Below are 24,771 nucleotides of genomic sequence, written 5' to 3' on the forward strand. Positions count from 1 at the left end.
GGTGGGCTCCGGCCCGCCCGGTGCCCCCACCCGGCGCCGGCGGGTGGAGTACGACCGCGACCGGCCGCCGGCGTGGGGGGGGGGGGCCGGGGGGGCCGGGGGGGGGGGGGGGCACGCCCCCGCCCCCCCGGCAGGCCGTCGCGCTAGGAGATCCGGGTCCAGGCGCTCCAGCTGCCGTCCTCGGCGTGGCGTCGGGCCCAGAGCTTGTAGTCCGAGCCCCTGGCGGCGATCTCGAACCGGCCGTTGCCCATGTCGGAGGCGCTGATGCCGACGCCGCCGATCAGGTAGCCGCCCAGCGACGACCAGGACCCCTTCTTGCCGGACGCGCTGCTCGAACGCGTCCACACCGCGTGGTCGGTGCCGATGACGAACACCTGGCGGCGGCCGTCCCGGTAGACGTACTCCGCCATGCCGGGCGAGCCGTACTCGTTGCCGCACAGGTACTCCCCGCCCCAGGCCGGGCTGGTGCAGTGCATCGGCTCCGCCACGGCGACGGCGGGCGCCGCCGTCACGGCGACGGCGGCGAGAGCGGCGGCGGCCAACGCCGTCCTGATCTTCCTCACGGGACACTCCTCGGTCGGTACGGCCGAGGCCGCCCGCCGACCGGGCAGCCCCCTCAGTGAAGGAGACGGACGCCCGGCGGCGGGGGGTTCACGGTCAGGAGCCCATGGCGGCGAGGTCCTTGATGTCCTGGTAGTTCATGCCCAGCTTGTTGTAGAGCCGGACCTGCTCCTCGTTCATCGTGCCGCCGGCGGTCAGCTCCTTGACCTGGGCGTCGGTGAGCGGCGCGGCCGCCTCGCCCGGGCCGCCGACACCGGTGCCGGTGCCGTTGGCCTCGGCACCCAGCGGGTCCGCGCCGAACGCGCCGCCGGCGAACGTGCCCAGGAGGCCGAGGATGTCCTCGGAGGTGAGAGTGGCGGCGTCGGCGGGCGCCTGGATCGCCGGGGCGTCCTTGCCGAACGCGATCCGCAGCGGCAGCGGCAGCGGGGTGGCGGTGGCCTTCTCCTCCAGCTGGGCGAGGTCGAAGGTGACGGCGGACAGCGCGCCGCCGTCGAGGAGGACGTCCAGGGACAGGTTGCGGTCCGGGATCTCCGTCGGGGCGGTCTTCGGCAGCGCGTCGAGGTCCGGGAGGTCCTTGGTGAGCGGCTGGAAGGCCTTCAGCAGGTCGTCCGCCAGCTTGCGGGCCGGGGCGGTGACGGTGATCCGCTCCTTGCCGTCCTTCTTCCCCTTGTCCTCGAAGGACAGGTCGTTGTTGAGGATGTCCTTCAGCGACGAGGCCAGGCCGTCCGTGAGCTTGGGGTCGAGCGACGGGGCGGGGGAGGCCCCGGCGGCGCCCGTGCCGTCCGCTCCGCCGGCCGCCTGGAGCTCCTTGGCGTCGAAGGCGACCCACTTGCCCGTCAGCGCGCCCTGGATGGCGGCCGGCAGGCTCGCGGTCAGCTGGTCGACCTCGGAGGCGTCCTCACCGGTGAGGCTCACGAAGCCGGCCAGGTCCGCCTTCGCGAAGGCCCGGTCGCCGACCTGGCGCAGCTCGAACAGCGACGCCCCGCCCTTGCCGGTGAGCGCGAAGGAGGAGGAGAGCGACGGGTCGGTCTTCGGGGCCGCGCCGTCGGCGCCCTTGGACGGCTGGACGTCCTTCAGCGGCTTGTCGGCGCTGACCGCGACGGACAGGCTGAGGGAGGCGAGCGCGGCCGCGTCGTCCTTCTCGATCTTCTCGCCGGTGGCCGTCCCGAACGCCTCGATCTGCTCGGCGGTGGCGTCGACCGACAGCTTGGCGCTGAAGGACTTGCCCTGGCCGAGCTTCTCGAACGCGGTGGAGACCTTGTCGGCGGCGCTGAGCTGCTGCACGGTGCCGCACGCGGCGAGGCCGGTGGCGAGAACGGTGCCGCAGGCGGCCGCGACCAGGGTGGTGCGGGCAGTCCGGCGTATCACGGTGTTGATGGGAGCGCTCCTGGGTGTGGCGGCGGGTGCCGGTGCTGCGGGTACGGGCGTGCGTTCGTCCGGGCACGAAGTGACGGCGCGAGGCGTGACGGCGTGACACGGACGGGCACGGGACCTGCGGGTCGGGCACACGGCTCCCCGGCGCCCTCCGCAGGATGGGCACAAACTACCGGAACCTGCCGACAATCCCGAGCCGAGCCCCTGGCGGCGCCCGGTGTCCCGCGCCGGACCGCCGCCCCGGACCGCCGCCCCGGACCGGCCGTCACCGCCCCGGCCGAGCCGCCGGCCCGTGTCAGCCGCCGCGCCGGCCGCCGGGCGGCAGGACCTCCGCCTTGACGCGCACCTGTGGGCTGTTGCGGAAGCCGAGCGTGAACTCCACCCACTGCCCGACCTTCAGCGGCGGCGGATTGGTGATCATCAGATCGGCGTCCTCCGGCGACATCACCAACGCGCCGCGCTCCGGCACCGGCAGCGACGCGGCCGGTGCCCACCGGCCCGCGGCGCCCTGGTGCAGATGCCGCTTCAGCGTCACCTTGCCGCCGAACTCCCAGCCGGCGGAGGTCAGCTCGTCCGGGATGTCGCCCGGGTTGCGGACGGTGAAGAAGGCGGCGGTGACCGGCGCCCCGCTCGCCGTGGGCAGCAGCAGCCACCCGGGCTCCACCTCGACCGGGCGCGCCGTCCCGGCCCCGCCGACCGCCGTCCACCCCGAGAGCAGCGCGAGCGCCACCCCGGCCGCCGCCACCGGCGGCCCCGCCACGCGCAATCGCCGGGCCGCCCCCAGCACCCGGGCCGTCCGCCCGCTCACCACGCCGCACCCGCCGCACCCGCCGTGCCACCGGCGTCCGTACGGCCGGCGCCGCGCCCGGGGCGCCACGTCCGCAGCCGCAGGCTGTTGCCCACCACCAGCAGCGAACTCAGCGACATCGCCACCGCCGCCAGCATCGGGTTCAGCAACCCCACCGCCGCCAGCGGGATCAGCACCACGTTGTACCCGAACGCCCAGAGCAGGTTCACCCGGATCGTCGCCAGGGTGCGCCGGGCCAGCCGGACGGCGTCCACCACCGCCTCGATGTCCCCGCGCACCAGCGTCAGCCCGGCCGCGCCGATCGCCGCGTCACTTCCCGAGGCGAGCGCCACCCCGAGGTCCGCCGAGGCCAGCGCGACGGCGTCGTTGACCCCGTCGCCGACCACCGCCGTGGTCCGGCCGGCGGCCCGCAGCTCCGCCACCACCTCCGCCTTGCGCTCCGGCGAGGCCGAGGCGTGCACCCGCTCGATGCCCAGCTCCGCCGCGACGGCCCGCGCCGCGCCGGGACCGTCGCCGGTCAGCAGCACCGGCTCCAGGCCCATGCCGCGCAGCCGGTGCAGCGCGCGCCAGCTGCCCGAACGCACCGTGTCGCCGACCGCCAGCACGGCCGCCGGCCGTCCGTCCAGCTCCACCACCACCGGTGTGCGGCCCGCCGCAGAGGCGTCCGCCAGCGCCCGCGCCAGCTCCTCCGGCAGCGGCCCGCCGGCCGCCTCCGGGCGCACCACCCGCACCAGGAGGCCCTCGACCTCCCCGGACACCCCGACTCCGGCGGTGGCCGTGAACCCGGCCACCGCCGGCAGCGGTTCGGAGCCGCACCGGGCCCGGGCCGCCCCCACGACGGCCCGCCCGACAGGGTGCTCCGACCGGTGCTCGACCGCTCCCGCGAGCCGCAGCACCCGGTCCTCGCCGACCCCCGCGCCGGCCGCCACGGCCACCGCCGTGAGCTCCATCCGGCCGGTGGTCAGCGTGCCCGTCTTGTCCAGCACCACGGTGTCCACCCGGCGCAGGCTCTCCAGCACCTCCGGGCCGCGCACCAGCACGCCCAGTTCGGCGCCGCGGCCGGTCGCCGCCAGCAGCGCGGTCGGCGTGGCCAGGCCCAGCGCGCACGGGCAGGCCACCACCAGCACGGCGACCGCCGCCGTCACCGCCGCCTGCGGATCGGCGCCCGCGCCCAGCCAGAAGCCCAGTACGCAGACCGCCACGGTCAGCACGCAGGGCACGAACACCCCGGCGACCGTGTCCGCGAGCCGCTGCGCCCTGGCCTTGCCCGCCTGGGCATCCGCCACCAGCGCGGTGATCCGGGCCAGTTGGGTGTCCGCGCCGACCGCCGTCGCCCGCACCACCAGCGCCCCGCCGACGTTCACCGTGGCGCCCGCCACCCGGTCGCCCGGCCCGACCTCCACCGGCACCGACTCACCGGTCAGCAGGCTCAGGTCCAGCGCCGAACCGCCCTCGACCACCACCCCGTCGGTGGCCACCCGCTCGCCGGGCCGGACCACGAACTCCTGCCCCGGCAGCAGCCGTTCGATCGGCAGCAGCCGCTCCTCGCCGGTGCGCGGATCGCGGACGCAGACCTCCTTGGCGCCCAGTTCGGCCAACGCCCGCAGCGCCGAACCGCTGCGCCGCCGGACCCGGCCCTCCAGCAGCCGCCCCGCCAGCACGAACAGCGGCACCCCGACGGCCGCCTCCAGGTAGACGTGGGCGGTGCCGCCGCCGTCGGCGGTCAGCGAGAACGGCATCCGCATGCCGATCGCGCCCGCCCCGCCGAACAGCAGCGCGTACGCGGACCAGCCGAACGACGCGACCACACCGAGGCTCACCAGGGTGTCCATGGTCGCCGCCGCGTGCCGCAGGCCCTGCCGGGCCCGGCGGTGGAACCCGGCCGAGCCCCAGCTCACCACCGGCAGCGCCAGCCCGAAGCAGACCCACTGCCAGGCCGGGAACTGGAGCGAGGGCACCATCGACAGCACCACCACGGGCACGGCCAGCACGGCGGTCACCAGCAGCCGCCACCGGTCCCCGGCGTCCTCCTGCCCGGCGCTCTCCAGAACCGTCCCGGGATCGGCCAACTCGGCCGTGTATCCGGCCCGTTCGACCGCCGCGACCAGCTCCTCGACGCCCACCGCGGCCGGATGCAGCACCCGCGCCCGCCCGGTGGCCAGGTTCACCCCGGCGCTCACGCCCTCGATCCGGGCCAGCCGCTTCTCCACCCGGCCGACACAGGCGGCGCAGGTCATCCCGCCGACCGCCAGATCGGTGCTCACCAGCGCGTCGGCCTCCGCGGTCGCCCTCACCGGCCCGCCCCCATCCGATGCGTCCCGGGCTCCCCGCCGCCCCCGCCCCCGGGCGTCAGCCCGGGCGCCACCGGCCCGGCCCCGCGCCCCACCGCGAAGGCCACGACGAACACCACCACCAGCAGCAGGGCGAACCCCGCCAGCACACTCAACGGCCGGCCACCCGGCGACATCCCACTCACCCCCCACCAGTCGTGCCCCCGCCCCGGCGAGTTCCCGTACACCCCGAATGACCCGAATCACATACCCCCACCCCGTGCCCGTGCCCGCACACGGCGCCGGGCCGGGGCGCCCACGGTCTCCCGCACCCGCCCCGGCCCGTCGCGACCGTCCGGCCACCGGCTCACCGCGCCCGAGGTCCCATCGGGACAGCGGGAGCCGGAACCCGGTGATCCACGAGGGCCCTCCAGCAGCGGGCCGCCCGGTTCGGGCCGCGGCTTCTCCAAGGTGTCCCGGGGGCCGGTGCCGCGCCGTCGGTGGGTACGGCGCTGCCCCGGCGTCGGGGAGAGGACGCCGGGGCAGGGGGACGGCCGGGCAGGGGCGGGGCGGCTTACGGGAGGGGGATGCGGACGATCTGGGGGTCGTGGTCGCTCAGTTGGGTGGCGAACTCGCTGTTGAGGTGGACGATGTCGTAGCTGTAGGCCTTGGCCGCGAGGGCGGGGGAGATGAGGATGTGGTCCAGCACCTGGGAGTTGCCCTCGTAGACGTAGGTGTAGCGCTCGGCGAGGGGGAGGGTGCGGGGGAGGTCGACCAGGGAGCCGCCGGCGGTGAGGAGGTCGGTGGTCCGGGAGAACTCGAAGTCGTTGATGTCGCCGAGGACGATGACCGAGGCGTTCGGGTCGACCGCGAGGATCTGGTCGGTGAAGGTCTTCACCGCGGTGGCCTGGGCGTGGCGCTGGGTCTCGGACGGGCGGGAGGGCTGCTGGTAGCGGCCGAAGAGGGGCTGGTCGCCGCCCTTGGAGTTGAAGTGGTTGGCGACCACGAAGACCGGGCGGCCGTTCCAGCGGAACTCGCCGGCGAGCGGCTTGCGGCTGGCGTTGAACGCCGGGTCGGCCGGGTCGATCCGGCCGGGGGAGTAGGCGAGCGCGGGCGTGCCGGCGTTGTTGACGACCGAGTTGGCGGTGGTGGATCCGGCGCCGGGGCGGTCGGTGAAGGTGAGGCCGCGATCGGTGCGGTAGAGGAAGACCTGGCGGATGTTGCCGCCGGGCTGGCCGCCGTCCTGGTCGTTCACCGGGTTGATCTGGCGGGAGGAGTAGGCCGGGCGGCCGCGCTGATCGCGGCGACCAGCTTGGCCACCGTCTGGTCGGCGGCGACGACGCCGTTGTCGGTCGCGCCGGAGTTGTCCTGGATCTCCTCCAGGGCGATCAGGTCGGGCGAGCGGAGGTTGCCGACGACGGCCGCGGCGAGGCCGTCGAACTTGCTCTGCGGGTCACCGGGGGCGAGGTTCTCGACGTTGAAGGTCGCGGTGGCGAGTTCGCCGGCGGCCTGGGCGGCGGTGGTCTCGGCGGCGAGACCGCCGCTGACGACGGTCGGGGTCGCGGTGACCAGCAGCTTGAAGTTGCCGAAGGAGTAGTCGAGGACGCCGACGGTGGCGCCGGAGAGGGTGTCGCCCACGTTGGCGGTCGGCGTCGGGGCGAGCACGTCGTCCAGCAGGACCCGCTCGGGGTTGCCGTCGGAGGCCTGCACCAGGATGCCGCCGCGGTTGGTGCGGGTGGCCGAGCCCTGCGGGACGACCGGGATCTCGCCGAAGGAGCTGCGCGGGCCGACCACGGCGGCGCCGTTCAGCTGGACCCGCATGCCCTCCAGGGACTCCCAGAAGTCCAGGCCGTCGGTGGCCGGCTGGAAGCCGCCGGCCGTCTCGACGTCGCCCGTGGTGACGCTGGAGATCACCGAGGCGGGCGGGACCCGGCCGCCCGCGCCGGCCACGGTGGCGGCGGGCAGCGCGGCGTTGTGGGCGAGGACGCTGGTGGTGGGCGCGGTGAGTTCGGTGATGGTCAGGTTGGTGGTGCCGCCGGTGCCGCCCGGGCGGAACTCGCTCACCGTGCCGCCGACCTTGACCGAGTCTCCGACGGCCACGCCCGGCGCGCCCGCGGTGTAGACGTAGACGGCCTCGCTGGTGGCCGGGTCGGCGTCGGGCTGCGGGTCCTGGAACCAGTAGCCGCTCGGGCCGACCGCGGTGACGACGCCGGGGACGGCGCCGACCGCCTGGCCGGCCAGCGGGGAGGTGCGGGCCGCGCCCTGGATGTCGTGGATGCGGGTGCCGCCGGTGCCGCCGCCGGTGGAGGACGAGTTGCGCGGGGTGGGCGCGGTGACCGCGAAGTCGGCGGCGTTGCTGTCGGTGTCGGTGGCGCCGCCGCCCGCCCGCAGCGCGGCGGTGGTGTTGGCGAGGTTGCCGGTCGGCGAGCCCTCGGCCGAACTCGCGGTCGTGCCGTAGCCGACGAGGTCCTTCACCCCGGGCTGGGTGGCGCAGCCGGTGGAGCAGGTCAGCGCGGTGGAGTTGGTGACCAGCGCGACCTTGCCGGCGTTGGCGCCCATGGCGATCGTGCCGGTGGTGTCCGGCGTCGGGAGGGCGGCGCCGGCGCCGGCCCCGGCGGCCTCCTGCACCAGGTGGTACTTGCCGGGGGCGATGGTGCCCGACAGCGTCGTCCTCGACCAGGAGGAACCGGCCGCGGAGGCGTACTGGACGGTCCAGCCGGTGACCGTGACCGGCGTGGTGCCGCGGTTGTACAGCTCGATGAAGTCGTTGGTGAACGGGGCGCCGGAGTTGCCGCCGCCGCCGTACACCTGGCTGATCACGATGTCCGGCGACACCGCGTGCGCGGTGCCGGCCGGCAGGGCTATGAGCGCTCCCACGACGGCGGCGGCCGATGCCACCGCCAGCGCACGGAGCCGGACTCGATCGGTTCGCCGCATGGGGCGTCCTCCTGACGCGCGAACGGATGATGGTGGGGCGCTGTGTGTTGTAGCAGCGCCACCGTTGCCATACCGCGCGCTCCGGCGGACCACCAGACGTACAACGGGAGAACGTTTCGGCTGACATGAACCGGACGGGTTCCTGGTGGCCGGCGTTGCCGGTGTGACCGGTGGGCCGTCCGTCGGGCGTCCGTCGGGCGTCCGTCAGGTCCGTCGGGTCCGTCGGGTCCGTCAGGTCCGTCGGGCGTCAGTCGTCGGTGAGGGTGAGCCGGATGCCGACGGTGCCGCGTTCGCCGCGCCGCAGCCGGCTGCCGAGCAGGGTGAGGACGCCGACCAGACCGTACTTCTGCCGCAGCAGCGTCCGGTAGGCGGCGGTGCGCTCCGGGCCGAGGATCTCGGCGGTCGCCCGGTGGGACTCACCGGTCGGATTGCCGCGCACGTCGCAGGGGCCGACCAGGACGTCCGCGCGGTTGCGGATCCGCTTGACCTTCCAGGAGTCGGCGACGGTCCAGACGCCGAGCGCCTCGCCGTCGCGCACCACCCACACCGGGGTCGGCACGGCGCTGCCGTCCTTCTTGAAGGTGGTGACCAGCAGATAGCTTCCGGAGGAGAGGCTGACGAGGCGTTCGAGCCGCTTCTGCCGGTGCGGGTCGGGGTGGGGGGTGGCGGCGCTCATGCCGGGCATTCTAGGGCGCTGCCGGGTCACGGCCTCCGGGCGCCGGCCGGGGCGAGCCGGGCGCGGGTCGAACGGACCAGGCCCCGGGCCCGGCGGGCGAGCCGGCGACGGCCGCCGCCGCCCACTGCCGTGGACCCGCCCACGGCGGTGGCGCCGCGCGGGGCGGTGCCGCCGGACGGGGCGGGGGAGCCCGGCCGTACCGGGGGCCGGGCAGCCACGGCGGACCGGGGGTGCAGCCGCCGGCGGGCCCGGGCCCGGGCCGCCGCCCAGAGCGCGAGCGCCCCGCACAGGGCCCCCGCCGTCCAGCCGGCCGGGCCGAGCGCGTGGTCCGCCTGCCGGAGGGCCTGGTCGGCCTCCCGGACGACCTCCGGCAGGATCCCGGTGCCGTCCGGAGCCTCGTCCTCCGCGTCCGGGGCCGATTCCCCGGCCTCCCCCTCGTCGGCCTCGTCGGCCTCGTCCCCGTCCTCCAACTCCTCCACCAGGGCGCCGACCGGCGCGACCCGGCCGGCCGCCGCGAAGCCCCAGTCCAGCAGCGCCGCCGCCTCGTCGTACACCCTGGACTGCTGCTCCGGGTGCATCACCGTCACCAGCAGCGTCCGGCCGCCGCGTTCGGCCGCGCCGGTGAAGGTGGCGCCCGCGTTGGTGGTGTAGCCGTTCTTCACCCCGATGAGACCGGGGTACTTGCCCAGCAGGCGGTCCGTGTTGGCGATGTCGAAGGCGGTGCGCTGCCCGGTCGTCAGGTCGAGCCCGCCGGGGAAGCGCGCGGTGCGGGTCGCGCAGTAGGCCCGGAAGTCCGGGTTGCGCAGCCCGGCCCGGGCGAACAGCGTGAGGTCGTACGCCGAGGAGACCTGGCCGTCCTGGTCGTAGCCGTCCGGGGTGACCACCCGGGTGTCGCGGGCCTGGAGGGCGTCCGCCCGCTCCTGCATCTGCGCGACCGTGCGGGCCAGCCCGCCGTTCATGTGGGAGAGGACGTGCACGGCGTCGTTGCCGGAGGCGAGGAAGACCCCGCGCCAGAGGTCCTCGACCCGGTAGGGGAGGTTCTCCTTGATCCCGACCAGGCTGCTCCCGGCGCCCACCCCGGCCAGTTCGGCCGGGGTCACCCGGTGTTCCAGGGCGCGGTCGAACTTGGGCAGCACGGTGTCGGCGAACAGCATCTTGAGCGTGCTGGCGGGCGGCAGCGGCAGGTGCGCGTTGCGGGCGGCCAGTACCTCGCCGGTCGCGGCGTCGGCGACCAGCCAGGACAGCCCGGTCAGTCCCGCGGGCAGCTCCGGTGCCCCGGCCCCGGGCGCCACCTGGACGGTCGGCCGGCCCAGCCGCTCGCCGCCGATCACGGTGGTCGCGTCCTGCGCGAGGCCGGGGGCGACGGCCGGGGCGGTGTCGGCTTCGGCGGGCGGGGAGGCGGCGGGGGAGACGGCGGGGGAGACGACGACGGCGGCGGGCGAGGTCGCGGCGGCGCCCGGCAGCCCGGTGGGCAGGGTGTCCGCGAGCGCCGCGGGCGGACCGGCCGCGAGGGCCAGCACGGCGACGGCGCCGGCCGCCGCGGGTATCCCGGCCCGGGTGCGCCGGCTGACGTGGGGTGACCTCTGGTGCACACGGCGAACGTAACCCGGGGGACCGCCGCCCCGCCCCGCCCGCTGCTCCGTCCGGGCCCCGGGGCCGGGCCGGGAGCCCCGGGCCCCGGGCTGGTACGGTTCGGAACCATGTTCGTCCCTCGTGCGTAGCCGACCCGTCGCGACCGCGCCCCGACCACTGCCGTCGGCGCGGTACTCCGGTGTCCCCGCACGCATCCGGTGCCGCTGGGCGCAGCCCGCCCACCGCCCGGTCTCCACCGAGGAACGTTTCCGCATGCCCTCCCCCGCCCCCGTGCCCACGCACGGCCCCTCCGCACGCCCCGGCTACCGCGCCGTGCTCCGCGCCCCGCACGCCGGCCGCACCTTCGCCGCGGCGCTGCTCGGCCGGCTCTCCTACGGCGTGGTCCCGCTCGCCCTGCTGCTCGCCGTCCGCGACGCCACCGGCTCCTACTCCGCCGCGGGTGCGGCGATGGCCCTGTTCGGTCTCGCCAGTGTCCTCCTCTCCCCGGTCCGGGCCGCCCTGGTCGACCGCCACGGGCCCCGGCGCGCGCTGCCGCCGATGGCCGTGCTGTACACCGCGCTGCTGCTCGCCGTGGCCGCCGCGACCGCGCGCCCCGGCACGGCGCCGGCGGTCCTCGCCGCGCTGGTCGTCGCGGCGGGCGCCTGCACCCCGCCGCTCGGCCCGGTGATGCGGACCCTCTGGCGCCGGCTGCTGCCCGAGCCCGCCCTGCTCCGCCGCGCCTTCAGCCTCGACGCGGTCGCCGAGGAACTGCTCTTCGTCGGCGGACCGCTGCTGGTCGGCGTGCTGCTGCCGTTCGTCGGGCCCGCCGGCGCCGTCGTCGCGGGCGCGGCGCTGCTGCTCACCGGCGCGCTGCTGCTGGTGGCCTCGCCGCTCGCGGCGGCGCCGGGCGGAGGGCGGGCGGAAGCGGGCGGCGACCGCCGGGCGGGGCGCGCGGGACGGCTCGGCGGTGGGCGGGCGCTGCGGTGCGCGGTGCTCGCGGCGGCCGCGACCGGGCTGGCGCTGGGCGCGCTCGACCTCATGGTGGTCGCCTTCGCCGAGCACCAGGGCCGGCCGGCGGCGGTCGGCTGGGTGCTGGCCGCGCTCTCGGCCGGGAGCGCGGTCGGGGGCCTCGGGCTCGGCGCGCTGGACCGTCCGCTGCCGAACGCCGTGCGGCTGCCGCTGTTCACGGCCGGCCTCGGCCTGGCGCTGGCCGCCGCCGGGCTCGCGCCCAACCTCCTGCTGCTCGGCGCGGCCGTCGCACTCGCCGGGCTCTTCGTCTCACCCGCCCTCACCACCGCCTACCTGGTGGCGGACGAGGCGGTCGCCCCCGACGCCCGAACCCGCGCCGGGGCCTGGGTGAACACCGCCTTCAACGCCGGGTCGGCGGCCGGCGGCGCGAGCGTGGGCCTGCTGGTCGGCCACCTGCCGCTACCGCTCTGCTTCGCCCTCGCGGCGGCCCCGGCCCTGGCCGCCGCGCCCGTGCTCCGCACACGCGACTTTGGTGACGCCGGGTCGCGCCGAAAGTCGGATCCCGCCCCCGACGCGGCTGCCTAACGTCGTGGTCATGAAGAACCTCCTCGGCTTCGTCAGCTTCGTCCTGATCATCGGCGGAATCAGCGGGCTGGTCGCCGACCACCTGTGGGGCTTTCGCCTCTTCGGCTTCGTCCGCTACCTCGTTCCCGCCGACCACCAGACCGTCGGCCACCTGGTGATGATCGGCGCGGGCACCCTGCTCGCCCTCGGCACCGGCCTCCTGGACCGCCTGGGCGCCAGGGACTGAGGCCGGGGCCGTGCGGGCGGCCGGCGTCAGGACTCGTCCGCCGCCGCGGCGATGCCGTCCAGCAGGACGGCCAGCCCGGTGCGGAAGGCCTCCCGGGTGCGGTCGGGGGCGGGGTTCCCGGCCGCGGACCGCTCCCCGGCCTCGGCGGGGCCGGCTTGCTCCAGGGCGGTGAGCAGCGGGAAGCGCTCGGCGAAGTCGGTTGCCGGCTCGCTCAGTTGGGAGGCCCGGGCGTGCCACCACTCCTCGTCCGGCACGCCGGTGGCGGCCGAGGCGGCCCGGGCCTCCGCCGCGGTCCGGGCGGCCCCGCGGACGAACTGCCACAGGGCGGCGACCACGCCCCGCAGCCGCCGGGGATCGAGCCGGGCCCCCGGAGGATGCCCAGCAGGGCCTCCATCGCGCCCAGTTCGCCGGGCCCGAGGACCGGGCGGGCCTGCGAGACCTGCAGCACCCAGGGGTGGCGGAGGTAGCAGTCGAGGGACTCCTCGGCCCAGGCGGTGACGGCCGGCCGCCGGCCCGGTTCGGTGGTCGGGGGCGGGAACGGACGCTCGGCCGCTGTCCGTTCCGACGGTTGACGAGTCGTCGACAAGGAGGGTCCGCATGACCAAGCAGGCGTACGGACAGATCTCGCACCACCACGTCGAGGTGAACGGGGTACGGCTCCACGTCGCCGAGCAGGGGGAAGGCCCGCTGGTCCTGCTGCTGCACGGCTTCCCGGAGAACTGGTACTCCTGGCGGCACCAGTTCGCCCCGCTCGCCGAGGCCGGCTACCGGGTGGCCGCCGTCGACCAGCGCGGCTGCGGCCGCAGCGAGCAGCCGGAGGCGGTCGACGCCTACACCCTGCTCCACCTGGTCGGCGACGTCACCGGCCTGATCCGCGCGCTCGGCGAGGAGCACGCGGTGCTGGTCGGCCACGACTGGGGCGCCCCGGTCGCCTGGACCACCGCGACCCTCCGCCCGGATCTCGTGCGCGGCGTGGCCGGCCTCAGCGTCCCGCCGCTGGCGACCCTCGGCCCGCCGCCGCTGGCCCAGGCCAGGGAGCGGTTCGGCGACGGCTTCTACCAGATCTACTTCCAGCGCCCCGGCGTCGCCGACGCCGAACTCGCCCGGGACCCGCACGAGACGTTCCGGCGTCTGCTCTACAGCGGCTCGGGCGACCGTCCGCGCGACCCGGGGCCGCGCGCCTGGGTGGTCGGCGAGGGCCAGACCCTGCTGGACGCCCTCGTCGCGCCGGAGAAGCTGCCCGACTGGCTGTCGGAGGCGGACATCGAGGCCTTCGTCGCCGACTACGCCGAGCACGGCGAGCGGGCGTTCACCGGCGGCCTCAACTGGTACCGCAACATCGACCGGAACAACGAGCTGCTCGCCGGGCTCGCCGGCCGGCCCGTGGAGGTCCCCGCCCTCTACGTGGCCGGGGACCAGGACATGGTCACGTCCCAGATTCCCGAGGACGCGATGCGGCTGCTGCTGGAGCACCTGACGCCCAAGCTGTTCCGGCGCGTCACCCTCCCGGGCGTCGGGCACTGGACGCAGCAGGAGAGCCCGGCCGAGGTCAGCGCCGCGCTGCTGGACTTCCTCCGGCACCTGGACGGCTGAGGCCGCCGCTGGCTCCCCCGGGCCCGGGGGAGCCGCCCGGCCCCTCTCCTCAGGCCGGGAGGAGCCGGGCGATGAACCCGCCCAGCAGGCGGGCGTTGCGGCAGCAGTGCATCCCGACCGCCTGGGCGTAGACGGGGGCGGCGGAGTCCCCGGTGCCCCAGAGGGCGGGCTGCTCCGGGTTGAGCCAGTGGACGCGGCGGGCGCGGGCGGCGATGAGCCGGAGGGCGGGCAGATTGGGGTCCCGGTGGTTGGTGCGGGCGTCGCCGAGGATCAGCACGCTGGTCCGCGGGCCCACCGCGTCCAGGTGGCGCTCGGCGAACTCGCCGAGCGCTGAGCCGTAGTCGCTGTTGCCGTGGTGGCCCGTCACCTTGGCCTCGGTGATGATCCGCCGGGCCAGGGTGGCCGGGTCGCCGCCACCGCGGGTCAGCAGGCCGGTCACCTCGGCGGTGCGGTTGACGAAGGCGAACACCCGGACCTTGCTGAACTGGTCGCGCATCGCCTGGACCAGCAGCAGGGTGAAGTCGGAGAAGCCCGCCACCGAGCCGGACACGTCGCAGATCAGCACCAGCTCCGGCCGGGCGGGGCGGCGCAGCCGGTGGGCCGGGCGCAGCGGGACGCCGCCGGTGGACAGCGAGCGGCGCAGGGTGCGGCGCAGGTCGATGTGGCCGCGCGCCGACCGGCGCCGGCGCGCGGCCAGGCGGGTGGCCAGCTTCCGGGCCAGCGGGTGCACGGTGCGCCGGAGTTCGGCGAGCTGGTCGGGGCCGGCGGCGAGGAAGTCGATCCGGTCGGCGCTGGGCGCGACGGCCCGTTCGGCGACGTGCCCGGTGCCGCGCAGCTCGGCCGCCCGGCGGCGTGCCTCGGTGCCGACCATGGCGCGGAAGCCCTGGATGCGGCGGCGGATCTCGTCGGGGAGCAGGTGGTCGGCCGGGCCGGTGCCGGTGCCTGTGCCGGTGTCGTTGCCGTCGCTGTCGCGGGCGGCGGCGCCCGCGCGCAGTGCCGCCAGGACCCGGGCCAGCAGGGTCTCCGGGGCGAGCCGGCCGAGCGTCTGGTGGGCCGACCAGCCGTCGCTGCCGGGCCGGCCCGGGCCGCCGGCGGTGCCGTAGCGGCCGAACGCGGCCACCGCCTCACCCGCGAGCCGGGCCTGGGCGGCCCGGTCGTCGGCGGCGAGCGCGGCCGCGAGCCGCTGCCGGAGGTCCTCGCGCAGGGCGGCCGGGTCCGGTGCGGCGGGGCGTGGTGCCGCCGGGTCCGGCGCGGTCGGGTCGGCGGCCCGGCGCACGGCCTCGGGGTCGCCGACGCCGAGCGGGAAGAACAGGTCGAAGGCGGCGTCGAACACCCCGCGCTGACCGTCGGAGCGCAGCAGCGCGGCGGCCAGCCCGGCCCTGACCTGCTCGCGGTCGGCGAGGCCGAGCACCTCCAGGACGGCGGCGGCGTCGACCGTCTCGGCGGGCCCGATCCGCAGGCCGTGGGTGCGCAGTGCGCGCACGAGGCCGGTCAGCCGGGCGGCGAGGTCCCCCGGCAGGGGCGGGACGGTCATGCGGGGGTGAGCTTCTGCGCGGCCTTCAGCACGTCGTCCTGGTGCTTGAGGATCACCCCGAGGGTGGCGCGCACGACCGTCTCGTCGAGGGTGTCGGCGCCGAGGGCGAGCAGGGTACGGGCCCAGTCGACGGTCTCGGCCACCGAGGGGGCTTTGCGCAGCTCCATCGCCCGCAGCGCGCCGACCACCCGGACCAGCGACTCGGCCAGCGCAGCGTCCAGGCCGGGGACGCGCAGCCGGACGATCCGGCGCTCCAGTTCGGCCTCCGGGTAGCCGAGATGGAGGAAGAGGCAGCGCCGGCGCAGCGCCTCGGAGAGTTCCCGGGTGGCGTTGGAGGTGAGCAGGACGAACGGGCGGCGGCTCGCGGTGATGGTGCCCAGCTCGGGCACGGTGACCTGGAAGTCGCTGAGCACTTCGAGCAGCAGCGCCTCGACCTCGACGTCGGCCTTGTCCATCTCGTCGATGAGCAGCACGGTCGGCTCGTCGCCGCGGATGGCGGTCAGCAGCGGCCGGGTGAGCAGGAACTCCTCGCCGAAGACGTCGGTGCGGGTCCGGTCCCAGCCCTCGTCGCGCCCGGCGGTGATCCGCAGCAGCTGCTTGGCGTGGTTCCACTCGTAGAGGGCGCGGGACTCGTCGATGCCCTCGTAGCACTGGAGGCGTACCAGCCGGGCGCGGCCGATCGCGGCGACGGCCTTGGCCAGTTCGGTCTTGCCGACGCCGGCCGGCCCCTCGACGAGCAGCGGCTTGCCGAGCCGGTCGGCGAGGAAGACGGTGGTGGCGACCTCGGTGGAGGCCAGGTAGCCGGCCTCGGCCAGCCGGGCGGCCGTGTCGGCCACCGACTCGAAGAACCCCGTGCCCTCGCCGCCCATGCGCGCCCCACATCCCCGTCGTCCGGTGCCTGTCGCCAGCACCCTACCGGTGGGTCACTTCGCTGTCCCGGGCCCGGGCCGGGGGAGCGCGGCGCGAAGGCGCCCGGCCGGTGGCCGAGGCCGCCGACCGGGCGGGTCACCGGTGCCGCGGGGGCGTCAGTTGACGTAGACGACCGGGTTCCCGGCCACCGAGACGTCCCGGACCGGGCCGTAGGTGGCGGTGAAGTAGCCGACCGGGAAGCAGGTGCTCGGGCCGGAGGACTTCGGCAGTGCCTGGGCGCTGAACCCGATGGTCTGGCCGGTGTTGTTGGTCGTGCCGGCCAGGCCGCCGGCGGCCCGGTAGACGCAGGTGATGGTGCCGAGGATGGTCTTCAGCACCACGGTGGTCTGCACCGGGCCGGCCGTGCCCGGGTCGAGCGAGACCGGGTGGCCCGCGGCGTCGCCGACCGAGTTGACGTAGGCGAGGTTGTTGACGGTGACGCTCTGCACCCCGGTCACGCCGATCACGTTGGAGGTGCAGGAGCCGAAGGTCTGGGTGTTGAGCGACTCGGTGGCCACCCCCGGGGCGGCCGGGTTGGTGAGGACGGTCGCGGAGAACGCGGAGGTGGCGCACTTGATGCCGGTCGTTCCGGTGGCGCTGGAGGAGAAGTTGGCGGTGGTGCCGGCCACCAGGTCGGCGACGAGCACGTCGCCGACGGAGACGTTCGGTCCGGCGAGCGAGGTGTGGGTGAGCACGGCGACGGCGGCGGTGGCCGGGGCCGCGGCGTCGTCGGCGGCCTGGGCCGGGGCGACGGCGGCGGCGGCCAGCGCCGCGGCGGTGGCGATGGCGGCGGTGGCGAGGGTACGGCGGATGCGCATGAGGGTGTGCCTCTCCGGGCGGATTCGGGTGGGGGAGCCCGTGCGGACGGCGTGGGGCGGGCGCGGTGGCGTCGGCCGCGGCGTGACCGCGACGGGGTGGTGCGGGGGTGGGGCGCCGCGGACGGCGACTCGGCGGGCCCGGCGCCACGGGCCCGCCCGTACGGGCGGCGGTACCGGCGGCACGACGCTGTGCGGCGGGTACGGCGCGGCCCGGGTCGACCGCGCACGGCCGGCCGGGGCCGGCCGCGGTCGAGTACGGCTGAGTACGGCGAGATGGAGCGGAGTCGGAGCGAGGGTGGGGCGAGGGTGGGGCGAGAGGTGCGCGGTGCGGGGTGCACGTCGGCGGCTGCCACCACCGGGCATGCGTTCGCCATACTGAGCAGTCGGAACGCGTGCGGGCTTCCGGCGGCGGTCGGCCGCGAATTGGAAACCCGTCAGTGTTGTAAACCGGATTTCGCGTCAATGTCAAGGAGAAGCACAGGAGTTGGCGATGAACCCGGAGGCCCGTCGGAACGCCGACACCGTCCTGCTGCCCGGTGCGCGCACCGGGCGCGACCCCGCCCGGTCGATCAAGCGCGGCCCGAGCCGGCTGCCCCCGGCGGTGGTCGCCGCGACCCAGCGCGAGCGGCTGCTGGACGGGCTGGTGCTCACCGTCGCGGAGCACGGCTACCAGCGCGCCACGGTGAGCGGCATCTGCCGCGCGGCCGGGGTGACCAGGCCGGTCTTCTACGAGCTGTTCACCGGCAAGGAGGACGCCTTCCTCGCCGCCCACCGGCACGGCACCGGGGTGGTGATCCGGCGGATGGCGGCGGCGTTCGCGGCGGCGCCGGACTGGTGCACCGGCATCCGGGAGTCACTGCGGGCGATGCTCGGACTGCTCGCCGGGGTGCCGGCCTTCGCGACCATGGCGGTCATCGAGCTCGACGCGGTCGGCCCGGCCGGGCGCCGGGAACGCGATCAACTCCTCACCCGCTTCCGGGCGTTCTTCGCCGAGGTGCCCGAACTCCCGGGCGGGGTGGCAGCGGAGGCGATGGTCGACGCCGTGGTGGGCGGCGTCTACTGCGCGCTGCAGCGCTGCATCGACAACGGCCGCACCGCCGAACTCCCGGACCTGCTGCCGACCTTGAGCATGTTCTGCCTGGCCCCGTTCCTCGGTCCGGCCGAGGCCGCGCGCCGCCTGGCGGTGGACTCCGCACCGTAGCGGGGGCCGTCGGGGAGCGGGCGGTGATCCTTCGTGCACCCGTCTTGACCCGCTCAATACTGGGCAGTAGCTTCCCAGTTACCCACCGCGGCCCGACCGGCCCGCCCCGCTGCCGAGGGGCGGCCCCTCCCGGCCGTGCCGCGGAACGCTGTCCGCGCCAGGACAACGTGCCAGTGACTGCCTGTCCCCATCATCCGAGGGAGCACACATGGCCACGTCCGAGGACGCCGCCCGGAACACCGAGAGCACTTCCGCCGCGGAGCCGCCCGTGCGGCGCCGGGGCCGGGTCCGGCTCAAGCGCACCGCGCTGATGGCCGTTCCCGCCGTCGCCGCCGGCGCCGTGCTGATGACCCTGACCGCGCAGGGCGTGCTCGCCGCCCAGTTCGCGATCTCCGGCATGCCGTTCACCGTCACCGCCGACAGCCTGGAAGGCGTCGGATTCGAGCAGTTCGGCAGCCTGGACCACATGATCGAGGACAGTCCGAACGCCGGGGACACCGGCGGGCAGGTGCTCGTCGCGGTCTCCGCGATCAAGCAGGCCACGCTCACCAGGCTGTGCCAGAGCGTCGAACTCGGCGGCATCAACCTGCTGATCAGGGCGGGCGACGCCGGGACACCGGTGACCGCCACCGACCTCACCACCGACTCCGACCTGCTCACCGGTGACGCCGAGTTCACGAACATCGAGGTCGGCGGCGACGCCAGCACCTTCACCAAGGCCGGCGTCCAGGGCCTGCCCGGCGTCTTCGGGCAGCAGGCCGACGCCGTCACGATCCGCAATCTGCGGCAGCACAACTACGCCACCACCGCCGCCGCCTTCAAACTGCCCAACCTGCGGCTGAGCTTCAGCTCCGAGGGCTGCTGACGGTGCCCGAGCCGACCCCCCGGCCCCAGCCGACGCCCGAGCAGCCCCAGCCCCGGCCCCAGCCCCAGCTGACGGCCGGGCCGCAGCCGGCAGAGCCCGAGCCCGCGCCGACCGCCGCCCGCAGCCGCCCGTCCTGGCGGGGATTGCGCGGCTGGCGGGGCCGGCGGCCGTTCTGGGGCGGGGTCCTGGTGCTGTCCGGCGGCGCGGAGATCCTCTTCACCCTGCGCGCCCCGCTGCCCGTGGTCCTGCACATCGGGCTCCAGGGGCTGTCCGGCTACCTGGTCCCCACGGTGATGGTGGTCTGCGGCCTGCTGATCCTGTTCAACCCGGCCCAGCGGCTGTTCTACTCGATCCTCGCCGTGCTGGCCTCGCTGGGCAGTTGGCTCACCTCCAACCTGGGCGGCTTCCTGATCGGCATGCTGGTCGGCGTGACCGGCAGCTGCCTCACCTTCGGCTGGCTGCCGGACCAGACCCCGCGCCGCCACCTGCTGCGCCGGGGCCGGACCCGCCGGAAGGCCGCCGACCCGGCCGGCGTCTGAGCCGGCCGCGGCCGGCGCCCGACGCAGACCCCGCGTCCGGCGCGGCCGCGGCCGGTCCTCCGGCCAAGCGCCGCCGCGCCCCGCCCCCGGCGATGGGAGAGCGCCGGGGACGGGGCCTCGTACCCGTGCCGCTCGGGGGCGCCGCGTCAGATGGTCGACGCGTCGATGACGAAGCGGTAGCGCACGTCGCTGCGCAGGACGCGCTCGTACGCCTCGTTGATCTGATCGGCCCGGATCAGCTCGATCTCCGCGCCGATCCCGTGCTCGGCGCAGAAGTCCAGCATCTCCTGCGTCTCCGGCAGTCCGCCGATCATCGAGCCGGCGAGCGAGCGGCGCCCGGTGAGCAGCGCGTGCGCGTTGAGACCGACCGGCCGGTCCGGCGCACCGAGCTGGACCATCGTGCCGCCGGTGCGCAGCAGCCCCACGTAGGCGCTGAGGTCGAGGCCGGCCGAGACGGTGTTGACCACGAGGTCGAAGCGGCCCGCCAGTTCCGTGAACGTCGCCGGGTCGGAGGTGGCCCGGTAGTCGTGGGCGCCGAGCCGCAGCCCGTCCTCGCGCTTGCGCAACGACTGGCTGAGCACGGTGACCTCGGCCCCCTTGGCCCGGGCGATCCTCACCCCCAGGTGGCCCAGCCCGCCGAGGCCGACGACGGCGACCTTCCGGCCGGGCCCGGCGCCCCAGTGGGTGAGCGGGGAGTAGAGCGTGATGCCCGCGCAGAGCAGCGGCGCCGCGGTGTCCAGCGCCAGCGCGTCGGGGATCCGCAGCGCGTACTGCTCGTCGATCACCAGCTGCCGGGCGTACCCGCCGTACGTCGGCGCGCCGTCCCGCCCGCGGGCGTTGTAGGTGAAGACGACGCCGCCCTCGCCCGTGCAGTACTGCTGGAGCCCGGCGCGGCAGTTGTCGCACTCCCGGCAGGAGTCGACGAAGCAGCCGACGCCGACCCGGTCGCCGGCCGACCAGCGGGAGACCCCGGGGCCGACCTCCGCGACCACCCCGGCGATCTCGTGGCCCGGGACCATCGGGAAGATGCCCGGGCCCCAGTCGTCGCCGACCTGGTGGATGTCGGAGTGGCAGATGCCCGCGTAGTGGACGTCGATGAGGACGTCATGGGCGCCGAGCGCCCGGCGCGGCACGGTGGTCCGCTCCAGCGGCGCCCCCGGGGCCGGGGCGGCGTAGGCCGCGATCCGGCCGGCCCCGGCAGCGCCTCCGACGGCAGCGGTGCCGGTGTCGGTGATCGTCGTGTTCGTCATGCCTCAAGGTTCGGCGTACCGACCGCGGCCGGACAGATCAGTGATTCTCGTACATTCCCCGTTCCTACTACGAGTGGAATCACCCTCGACACCCCCAAGATCCCGGACCTGGGCCCATACTGCTCGCATGGACCAGCGCACCGAGCTCAGCGAATTCCTCCGGTCCCGCCGGGCGCGGCTGCGGCCCGCCGACGTCGGGCTGCCCGACTACGGCGGCCGGCGGCGGGTGCCCGGGCTGCGCCGCGAGGAGCTGGCCCAACTGGCCGGGGTGAGCACGGCGTACTACGTGCGGCTGGAGCAGGGGCACGGGGACAACGTCTCGACCGCCGTCCTGGACTCGATCGCCCGCGCCCTGCGCCTCGACCCCGCCGAGCGTGACCACCTGCGCCGGATCGCCCGGCCGACCCGCCGCGGCGCCGGGCGGCCCCGCGCATCGCGCCCGCAACGGGTCAGACCCGAGTTGCAGCAGCTGCTGGACGCGATGGACGGCGTCCCGGCGTACGTCCTCGGGCGGCGCCTCGACGTGATCGCCTGGAACCGCCTCGGCAACGCCCTGATCGGCGACGTCGCCGCGCTGGCGCCGGAGCAGCGGAACCTGGCCTGGCAGGTCTTCCTCGACCGGTCCTCCCGCGAGCTGTACCTGGACTGGGAGGGCAAGGCGACCGACCTGGTCGGGATGCTCCGCCTGGAGGCGGGCCGCGACCCCGACGACCCCCGGCTCGCCTCGCTGATCGGCGAACTGTCCGTCAAGAGCGAGGACTTCCGGCGGCTGTGGGCGGCGCACGACGTCCGGGACAAGGGCCACGGCGTCAAGGAGCTGCACCATCCGGTGGTCGGCCGGCTGACCCTGCGCTACGAGACCTTCCGCCCGGCCGGGGACCCGCGCCAGGTGCTGGTCGTCTATCACGCCGACCCGGGCTCGGCCTCGGCCGAGTCGCTGCGGCTGCTGGCCAGCTGGACGGCGGCGGCGCCCGGGGCGGTGCCGGAACCGCGGTCGGCTCCGGCGTCCGCACCGGCGCCCGCACCCGAGTCCGCGCCCGAGCCGGAGCCGGAGCCCGGACCCGGTCCGTCGACAGGCCGGTAGTCCTCTTCACCGGGCGCGACCCGGTCCGATGGTCCCGGGTCCACCGGGACCGCCGGCCCTGTCCGGGGCGCCGCGGAAGGCCGTTTACTGGACCTGCGCCGGTCCTGGCCACCCCCTGCCCGAAACCGGCCGGGAACCCCTCCGGACGGTGAACACCGGGCGTCCGGAGGGTGGCTGACGCGTGGTTAGGCTGCGGTTCATGGACATGGACAGCACCAGCAGCACCACCGAGTACGACCGGCTGATCGCGCGCCACCACGCCATGCGCCTGCGCCGGCAGATCCTGGCGCCGGCGCCGTCCTTCGCCGCAGCGCCCGCCGGTCCGGGCGGCGCGCCCGGCGACGGCCTCCGCCACGCCGCCGGCCCGGCCGCCGACGGCGCCCGCGCCGGTCACGGCGCCGACGGCGGGTACGACGGGCGGCACGACGCCGCGGCCGACCAGCGGCTGATCCTCGGCGGCCTCGGCCTGGTCACCCCGTTCGCGGACCTCATCGACCACCTCTACGCGTTCATGTTCCGCCGCCGCCCCTTCCTGCGCGCGCTGTTCCCGGAGTCCATGGAGTTCCAGCAGGTCCACCTGGAGCGGATGTTCGAGTACCTGATCGAGCATCTGGACCAGCCCGAGCGGCTCTCCGCCACGCTCACCCAGCTCGGCCGCGACCACCGCAAGCTGGGCGTGCGCCCGGTCCACTACGAGGCCTTCGAGGAGGCGCTCCGCGAGGCGCTCAGGCTCCGGGCCGGCTCGGCCTGGAGCGCCGAACTGGAGGGCGCCTGGGTGCGGATGCTGCGCTTCGGCGTCCGCTTGATGGTGGCGGGCGCCGAGTCGGCGCTCACCGAGCCGCCGTACTGGCACGCCACCGTCGTCGGCCACGAGCGCCGCCGCGCCGACCTCGCCGTGGTCCGGGTGCGCACCGGAGAGCCGTACCCGTACCGGGCCGGGCAGTACGGGACGGTGGAGCACCCGCTGCTGCCGCACACCTGGCGGCAGTACTCGATGGGCTGCGCCCCGCGCGCCGACAACGAGTTGGAGTTCCACGTCCGGCGCACCGGCCCGGGCGGGGTGAGCGAGGCGCTGGTCGGGCACACCGCCGTCGGCGACCGGCTGCGGCTCGGCCCGCCGCGCGGCACGCTGATGCCGCAGGACGACACCCGGGACCTCCTGCTGGTGGCCGGAGGTACCGGGCTCGCCCCGATGAAGGCGATCGTCGAGGAGCTGGTGGAGCACCGTCCGCGCGGGCGCCGGGTCCACCTGTTCGTCGGGGCGCGGGCCAGGGCCGACCTCTACGACTGGCCGGCCCTGGCCGAACTCGGCGGACGCAAGCCCTGGTTGGAGCTTGTCCCGGTCGCCGACGACGCCACCGACGGCCCCGCGGGCCCGGGCGGCCGGCTGGCCGAGGCGGTCAGCCGGTCCGGCGACTGGTCCGAGCACCTGGCCTGCGTCAGCGGCCCCGCCGGCCTGGTCGACGAGGTCCGCACCCGGCTGGTCGCCTCCGGCCTGCCGTCCGCCCGGATCCACCACGACCCGGTGCTCGCCCGCCTCTGAGCCCCGCAGCCGCGGGCCGGCCCTACCGGTAGCAGTAGGAGTCCGAGGAGGCGTCCCCGCCCGCCAGGTGGGTCTGGTGCACCCGCAGCCCCTGGAAGTCCTCGCCGTGCGGGAAGAACCGCGGGTCCACGGTGAGTCCGCCCCGCTCCGGGTCGGCGTCCAGCTTGACGATCCACGGCTCGATGCCGTCGGGGTAGAACTGGTCGTCCCAGGAGCCGTACAGCGAGTTGGTGAGGTAGAGGCGCCGACCGTCCCGGCTGATCTCGACCATCTGCGGCGCCCCGCTCAACGGGCGCTCCGGCTCGGCCGGGTGGGGCGTGCGGGCGGTCACCCCGCCGAGCCGCACCGAGCCGGTGAGGCGGGGGTGGAACGGGTCCGCCACGTCGTACTGCAGCAGCTCGCCGGTGCCCCAGGCGGAGACGTACAGCCAGCGGTCGTCGACCGACAGGTTGATGTCGGTGACCAGCGGCGGCACGGCGCCGAACGGCTGGAGCACGGGCGGCAGGTCCTCGGCCTTCGCCGGCTCGGCGGGGATCTCGATCACCTTGCGCGCGGTGAACGCCTCACCGTCCCGGTACCAGAGCCAGACCGAGGCCGACAGGTCCTCCACATTGGTGACCACCCCGGCGAACCCCCACTCCGCCTGCGGGTCGTGGGCCGGGCGCAGCTCCAGCACCATCTGGTACTGGTCGCCCAGGTCGATCCGCTGGAGGTGGCGCCCCGAGTCCAGCTCCCAGAAGTGCAGCGCGTGGCCGTACTTGCGGCCGAGCAGCAGCTCCGGCACCACGCCGTCCTCGACCATCCACGGGGTGCCCCACTCGCTGGTGACGCCCACGTTGGTGCCCAGGTGCCACCACACGTCGTAGGCGAAGTTCTGCGGGCCGCGCTCGGTCTCCCAGGGACGCAGCACGTCGAAGGTGCTGTGGTCGAGCAGGGCGACCCCGCCGGGGCCGTCGCCGCCGGCCGCCGCGCCCAGGCAGGACAGGAAGACGCCGTCCGGGCCGCAGTGCAGGGTGTGCGGGCGCGAGTACCCGGCTCTGGCCGCCAGCTCCTCCGCCGTCACCGTCTTCACCAGCCGCGGGCGGACCGGGTCGGGGTGGGTGTCCAGGACATGCAGCCGCGAGGAGCGCAGGCCCGGCAGCAGCAGGTAGCGCCGCTCGGCGTCGTGGTGGCCGGCGTGGGCGAGCGCGCTGGAGCACGCGTTCCAGCCGAAGTGGTGCAGCTCGTCGCCCGTCCCGGGCATGTCGGTGAGGTTGAGCACGCGCCCGTAGCCCGGCGACGCCGGGTCGGTGTCGACGGTGATCAGCGCGTCCGGCCGCCGCGCCGAGCGGTCGAAGCCCGCCACGTAGGCGAGCCGCTCCGGTGGCGCGGCGATCGCCTCGGCGGGCGTGCGGTACAGGGAGGGATCGCTGTGGCCGGGCTGCCGGTCGTGCTGCGGGCCGTGTCCATGCGACATG

The 24,771-nt window shown here is 75.8% G+C and carries 23 protein-coding genes; 8 read left to right on the forward strand and 15 right to left on the reverse strand.

Annotated elements, in window-relative coordinates; translation table 11 throughout:
- Positions 1-143 precede the first annotated feature (143 nt).
- The 9 genes from ACFZBX_RS02560 to ACFZBX_RS02600 form a co-directional block, all read right to left on the reverse strand.
- Positions 144-563 (reverse strand): hypothetical protein, encoded by a 420-nt coding sequence (locus ACFZBX_RS02560; RefSeq protein WP_391531054.1) that lies wholly within the window; start codon positions 561-563, stop codon positions 144-146.
- 94 nt (positions 564-657) lie between these two features.
- On the reverse strand, positions 658-1,929 hold the full coding sequence (locus ACFZBX_RS02565; protein ID WP_391531055.1) for a hypothetical protein: 1,272 nt from the start codon (positions 1,927-1,929) through the stop codon (positions 658-660).
- 301 nt (positions 1,930-2,230) lie between these two features.
- Positions 2,231-2,743 (reverse strand): copper chaperone PCu(A)C, encoded by a 513-nt coding sequence (locus ACFZBX_RS02570; RefSeq protein WP_391531056.1) that lies wholly within the window; start codon positions 2,741-2,743, stop codon positions 2,231-2,233.
- Complete coding sequence (locus ACFZBX_RS02575; protein WP_391531058.1) at positions 2,740-5,037, reverse strand: heavy metal translocating P-type ATPase; 2,298 nt, start codon at positions 5,035-5,037, stop codon at positions 2,740-2,742. Before ACFZBX_RS02575 ends, ACFZBX_RS02570 begins: the two co-directional genes overlap by 4 nt.
- A complete protein-coding gene (locus tag ACFZBX_RS02580) occupies positions 5,034-5,189 on the reverse strand; it encodes a hypothetical protein (protein ID WP_391531458.1) in 156 nt (51 codons plus the stop codon). The genes ACFZBX_RS02575 and ACFZBX_RS02580 overlap by 4 nt, the downstream gene beginning before the upstream one ends.
- 398 nt (positions 5,190-5,587) lie before the next feature.
- Positions 5,588-6,268 (reverse strand): endonuclease/exonuclease/phosphatase family protein, encoded by a 681-nt coding sequence (locus tag ACFZBX_RS02585; protein ID WP_391531060.1) that lies wholly within the window; start codon positions 6,266-6,268, stop codon positions 5,588-5,590.
- Positions 6,265-7,950 carry a lamin tail domain-containing protein gene (locus tag ACFZBX_RS02590; RefSeq protein WP_391531062.1) on the reverse strand — a complete coding sequence of 562 codons (1,686 nt, stop codon included), beginning with the start codon at positions 7,948-7,950 and terminating at the stop codon, positions 6,265-6,267. Before ACFZBX_RS02590 ends, ACFZBX_RS02585 begins: the two co-directional genes overlap by 4 nt.
- Positions 7,951-8,197: 247 nt before the next feature.
- On the reverse strand, positions 8,198-8,626 hold the full coding sequence (locus ACFZBX_RS02595; RefSeq protein WP_391531064.1) for a PPOX class F420-dependent oxidoreductase: 429 nt from the start codon (positions 8,624-8,626) through the stop codon (positions 8,198-8,200).
- Positions 8,627-8,652: 26 nt separating this feature from the next.
- On the reverse strand, positions 8,653-10,218 hold the full coding sequence (locus tag ACFZBX_RS02600; protein ID WP_391531065.1) for a D-alanyl-D-alanine carboxypeptidase: 1,566 nt from the start codon (positions 10,216-10,218) through the stop codon (positions 8,653-8,655).
- Positions 10,219-10,471: 253 nt separating this feature from the next.
- Between ACFZBX_RS02600 and ACFZBX_RS02605 the strand changes: the two genes are divergently transcribed.
- Together ACFZBX_RS02605 and ACFZBX_RS02610 are read left to right on the forward strand one after the other, a co-directional pair.
- The gene (locus ACFZBX_RS02605) at positions 10,472-11,752 is read left to right on the forward strand and encodes an MFS transporter (protein ID WP_391531067.1); all 1,281 of its coding nucleotides are present in this window, start codon (positions 10,472-10,474) and stop codon (positions 11,750-11,752) included.
- A 10-nt stretch (positions 11,753-11,762) separates the two neighbouring features.
- Positions 11,763-11,978 (forward strand): hypothetical protein, encoded by a 216-nt coding sequence (locus tag ACFZBX_RS02610; RefSeq protein ID WP_391531068.1) that lies wholly within the window; start codon positions 11,763-11,765, stop codon positions 11,976-11,978.
- Between the two features lie 26 nt (positions 11,979-12,004).
- Here the strand turns inward: ACFZBX_RS02610 and ACFZBX_RS02615 are convergent, their stop codons facing one another.
- Positions 12,005-12,313: a hypothetical protein gene (locus tag ACFZBX_RS02615; RefSeq protein WP_391531070.1), complete on the reverse strand. Its 309-nt coding sequence runs from the start codon at positions 12,311-12,313 to the stop codon at positions 12,005-12,007.
- A 262-nt stretch (positions 12,314-12,575) separates the two neighbouring features.
- Here ACFZBX_RS02615 and ACFZBX_RS02620 point away from each other — a divergent pair, with 262 nt between their 5' ends.
- Positions 12,576-13,571, forward strand: a complete 996-nt coding sequence (locus ACFZBX_RS02620) for an alpha/beta fold hydrolase (RefSeq protein ID WP_391531071.1) — start codon at positions 12,576-12,578, stop codon at positions 13,569-13,571.
- A gap of 49 nt (positions 13,572-13,620) precedes the next feature.
- Here ACFZBX_RS02620 and ACFZBX_RS02625 read toward each other — a convergent pair whose 3' ends face one another.
- The 3 genes from ACFZBX_RS02625 to ACFZBX_RS02635 all read right to left on the reverse strand — a co-directional run bounded on the left by ACFZBX_RS02625 (position 13,621) and on the right by ACFZBX_RS02635 (position 16,832).
- Positions 13,621-15,105 (reverse strand): VWA domain-containing protein, encoded by a 1,485-nt coding sequence (locus tag ACFZBX_RS02625; protein ID WP_391531072.1) that lies wholly within the window; start codon positions 15,103-15,105, stop codon positions 13,621-13,623.
- Positions 15,102-15,974 (reverse strand): AAA family ATPase, encoded by an 873-nt coding sequence (locus ACFZBX_RS02630; protein WP_391531074.1) that lies wholly within the window; start codon positions 15,972-15,974, stop codon positions 15,102-15,104. The genes ACFZBX_RS02625 and ACFZBX_RS02630 overlap by 4 nt, the downstream gene beginning before the upstream one ends.
- Positions 15,975-16,130: 156 nt before the next feature.
- Positions 16,131-16,832 carry a Tat pathway signal sequence domain protein gene (locus tag ACFZBX_RS02635; RefSeq protein ID WP_391531075.1) on the reverse strand — a complete coding sequence of 234 codons (702 nt, stop codon included), beginning with the start codon at positions 16,830-16,832 and terminating at the stop codon, positions 16,131-16,133.
- Between the two features lie 490 nt (positions 16,833-17,322).
- Between ACFZBX_RS02635 and ACFZBX_RS02640 the strand changes: the two genes are divergently transcribed.
- The 3 genes from ACFZBX_RS02640 to ACFZBX_RS02650 all read left to right on the forward strand — a co-directional run bounded on the left by ACFZBX_RS02640 (position 17,323) and on the right by ACFZBX_RS02650 (position 19,437).
- On the forward strand, positions 17,323-18,033 hold the full coding sequence (locus ACFZBX_RS02640) for a TetR/AcrR family transcriptional regulator (RefSeq protein ID WP_391531077.1): 711 nt from the start codon (positions 17,323-17,325) through the stop codon (positions 18,031-18,033).
- 208 nt (positions 18,034-18,241) lie between these two features.
- On the forward strand, positions 18,242-18,898 hold the full coding sequence (locus ACFZBX_RS02645) for a DUF6230 family protein (protein ID WP_391531079.1): 657 nt from the start codon (positions 18,242-18,244) through the stop codon (positions 18,896-18,898).
- A 2-nt stretch (positions 18,899-18,900) separates the two neighbouring features.
- Positions 18,901-19,437, forward strand: a complete 537-nt coding sequence (locus ACFZBX_RS02650) for a DUF6114 domain-containing protein (protein ID WP_391531080.1) — start codon at positions 18,901-18,903, stop codon at positions 19,435-19,437.
- Positions 19,438-19,583: 146 nt separating this feature from the next.
- On the opposite strand, the gene ACFZBX_RS02655 is transcribed toward ACFZBX_RS02650, so the two are convergent.
- Complete coding sequence (locus ACFZBX_RS02655) at positions 19,584-20,687, reverse strand: NAD(P)-dependent alcohol dehydrogenase (protein ID WP_391531081.1); 1,104 nt, start codon at positions 20,685-20,687, stop codon at positions 19,584-19,586.
- Between the two features lie 127 nt (positions 20,688-20,814).
- Between ACFZBX_RS02655 and ACFZBX_RS02660 the strand changes: the two genes are divergently transcribed.
- Together ACFZBX_RS02660 and ACFZBX_RS02665 are read left to right on the forward strand one after the other, a co-directional pair.
- Positions 20,815-21,771 (forward strand): helix-turn-helix domain-containing protein, encoded by a 957-nt coding sequence (locus ACFZBX_RS02660; RefSeq protein ID WP_391531083.1) that lies wholly within the window; start codon positions 20,815-20,817, stop codon positions 21,769-21,771.
- Positions 21,772-21,970: 199 nt separating this feature from the next.
- Positions 21,971-23,314 (forward strand): globin domain-containing protein, encoded by a 1,344-nt coding sequence (locus tag ACFZBX_RS02665; RefSeq protein WP_391531084.1) that lies wholly within the window; start codon positions 21,971-21,973, stop codon positions 23,312-23,314.
- Between the two features lie 22 nt (positions 23,315-23,336).
- On the opposite strand, the gene ACFZBX_RS02670 is transcribed toward ACFZBX_RS02665, so the two are convergent.
- Positions 23,337-24,770: a selenium-binding protein SBP56-related protein gene (locus ACFZBX_RS02670; protein ID WP_391531085.1), complete on the reverse strand. Its 1,434-nt coding sequence runs from the start codon at positions 24,768-24,770 to the stop codon at positions 23,337-23,339.
- Position 24,771: the final 1 nt, after the last annotated feature.

Source organism: Kitasatospora sp. NPDC008115 (assembly GCF_042957205.1).
In the GTDB taxonomy this organism is placed as follows: Bacteria; Actinomycetota; Actinomycetes; order Streptomycetales; family Streptomycetaceae; genus Kitasatospora.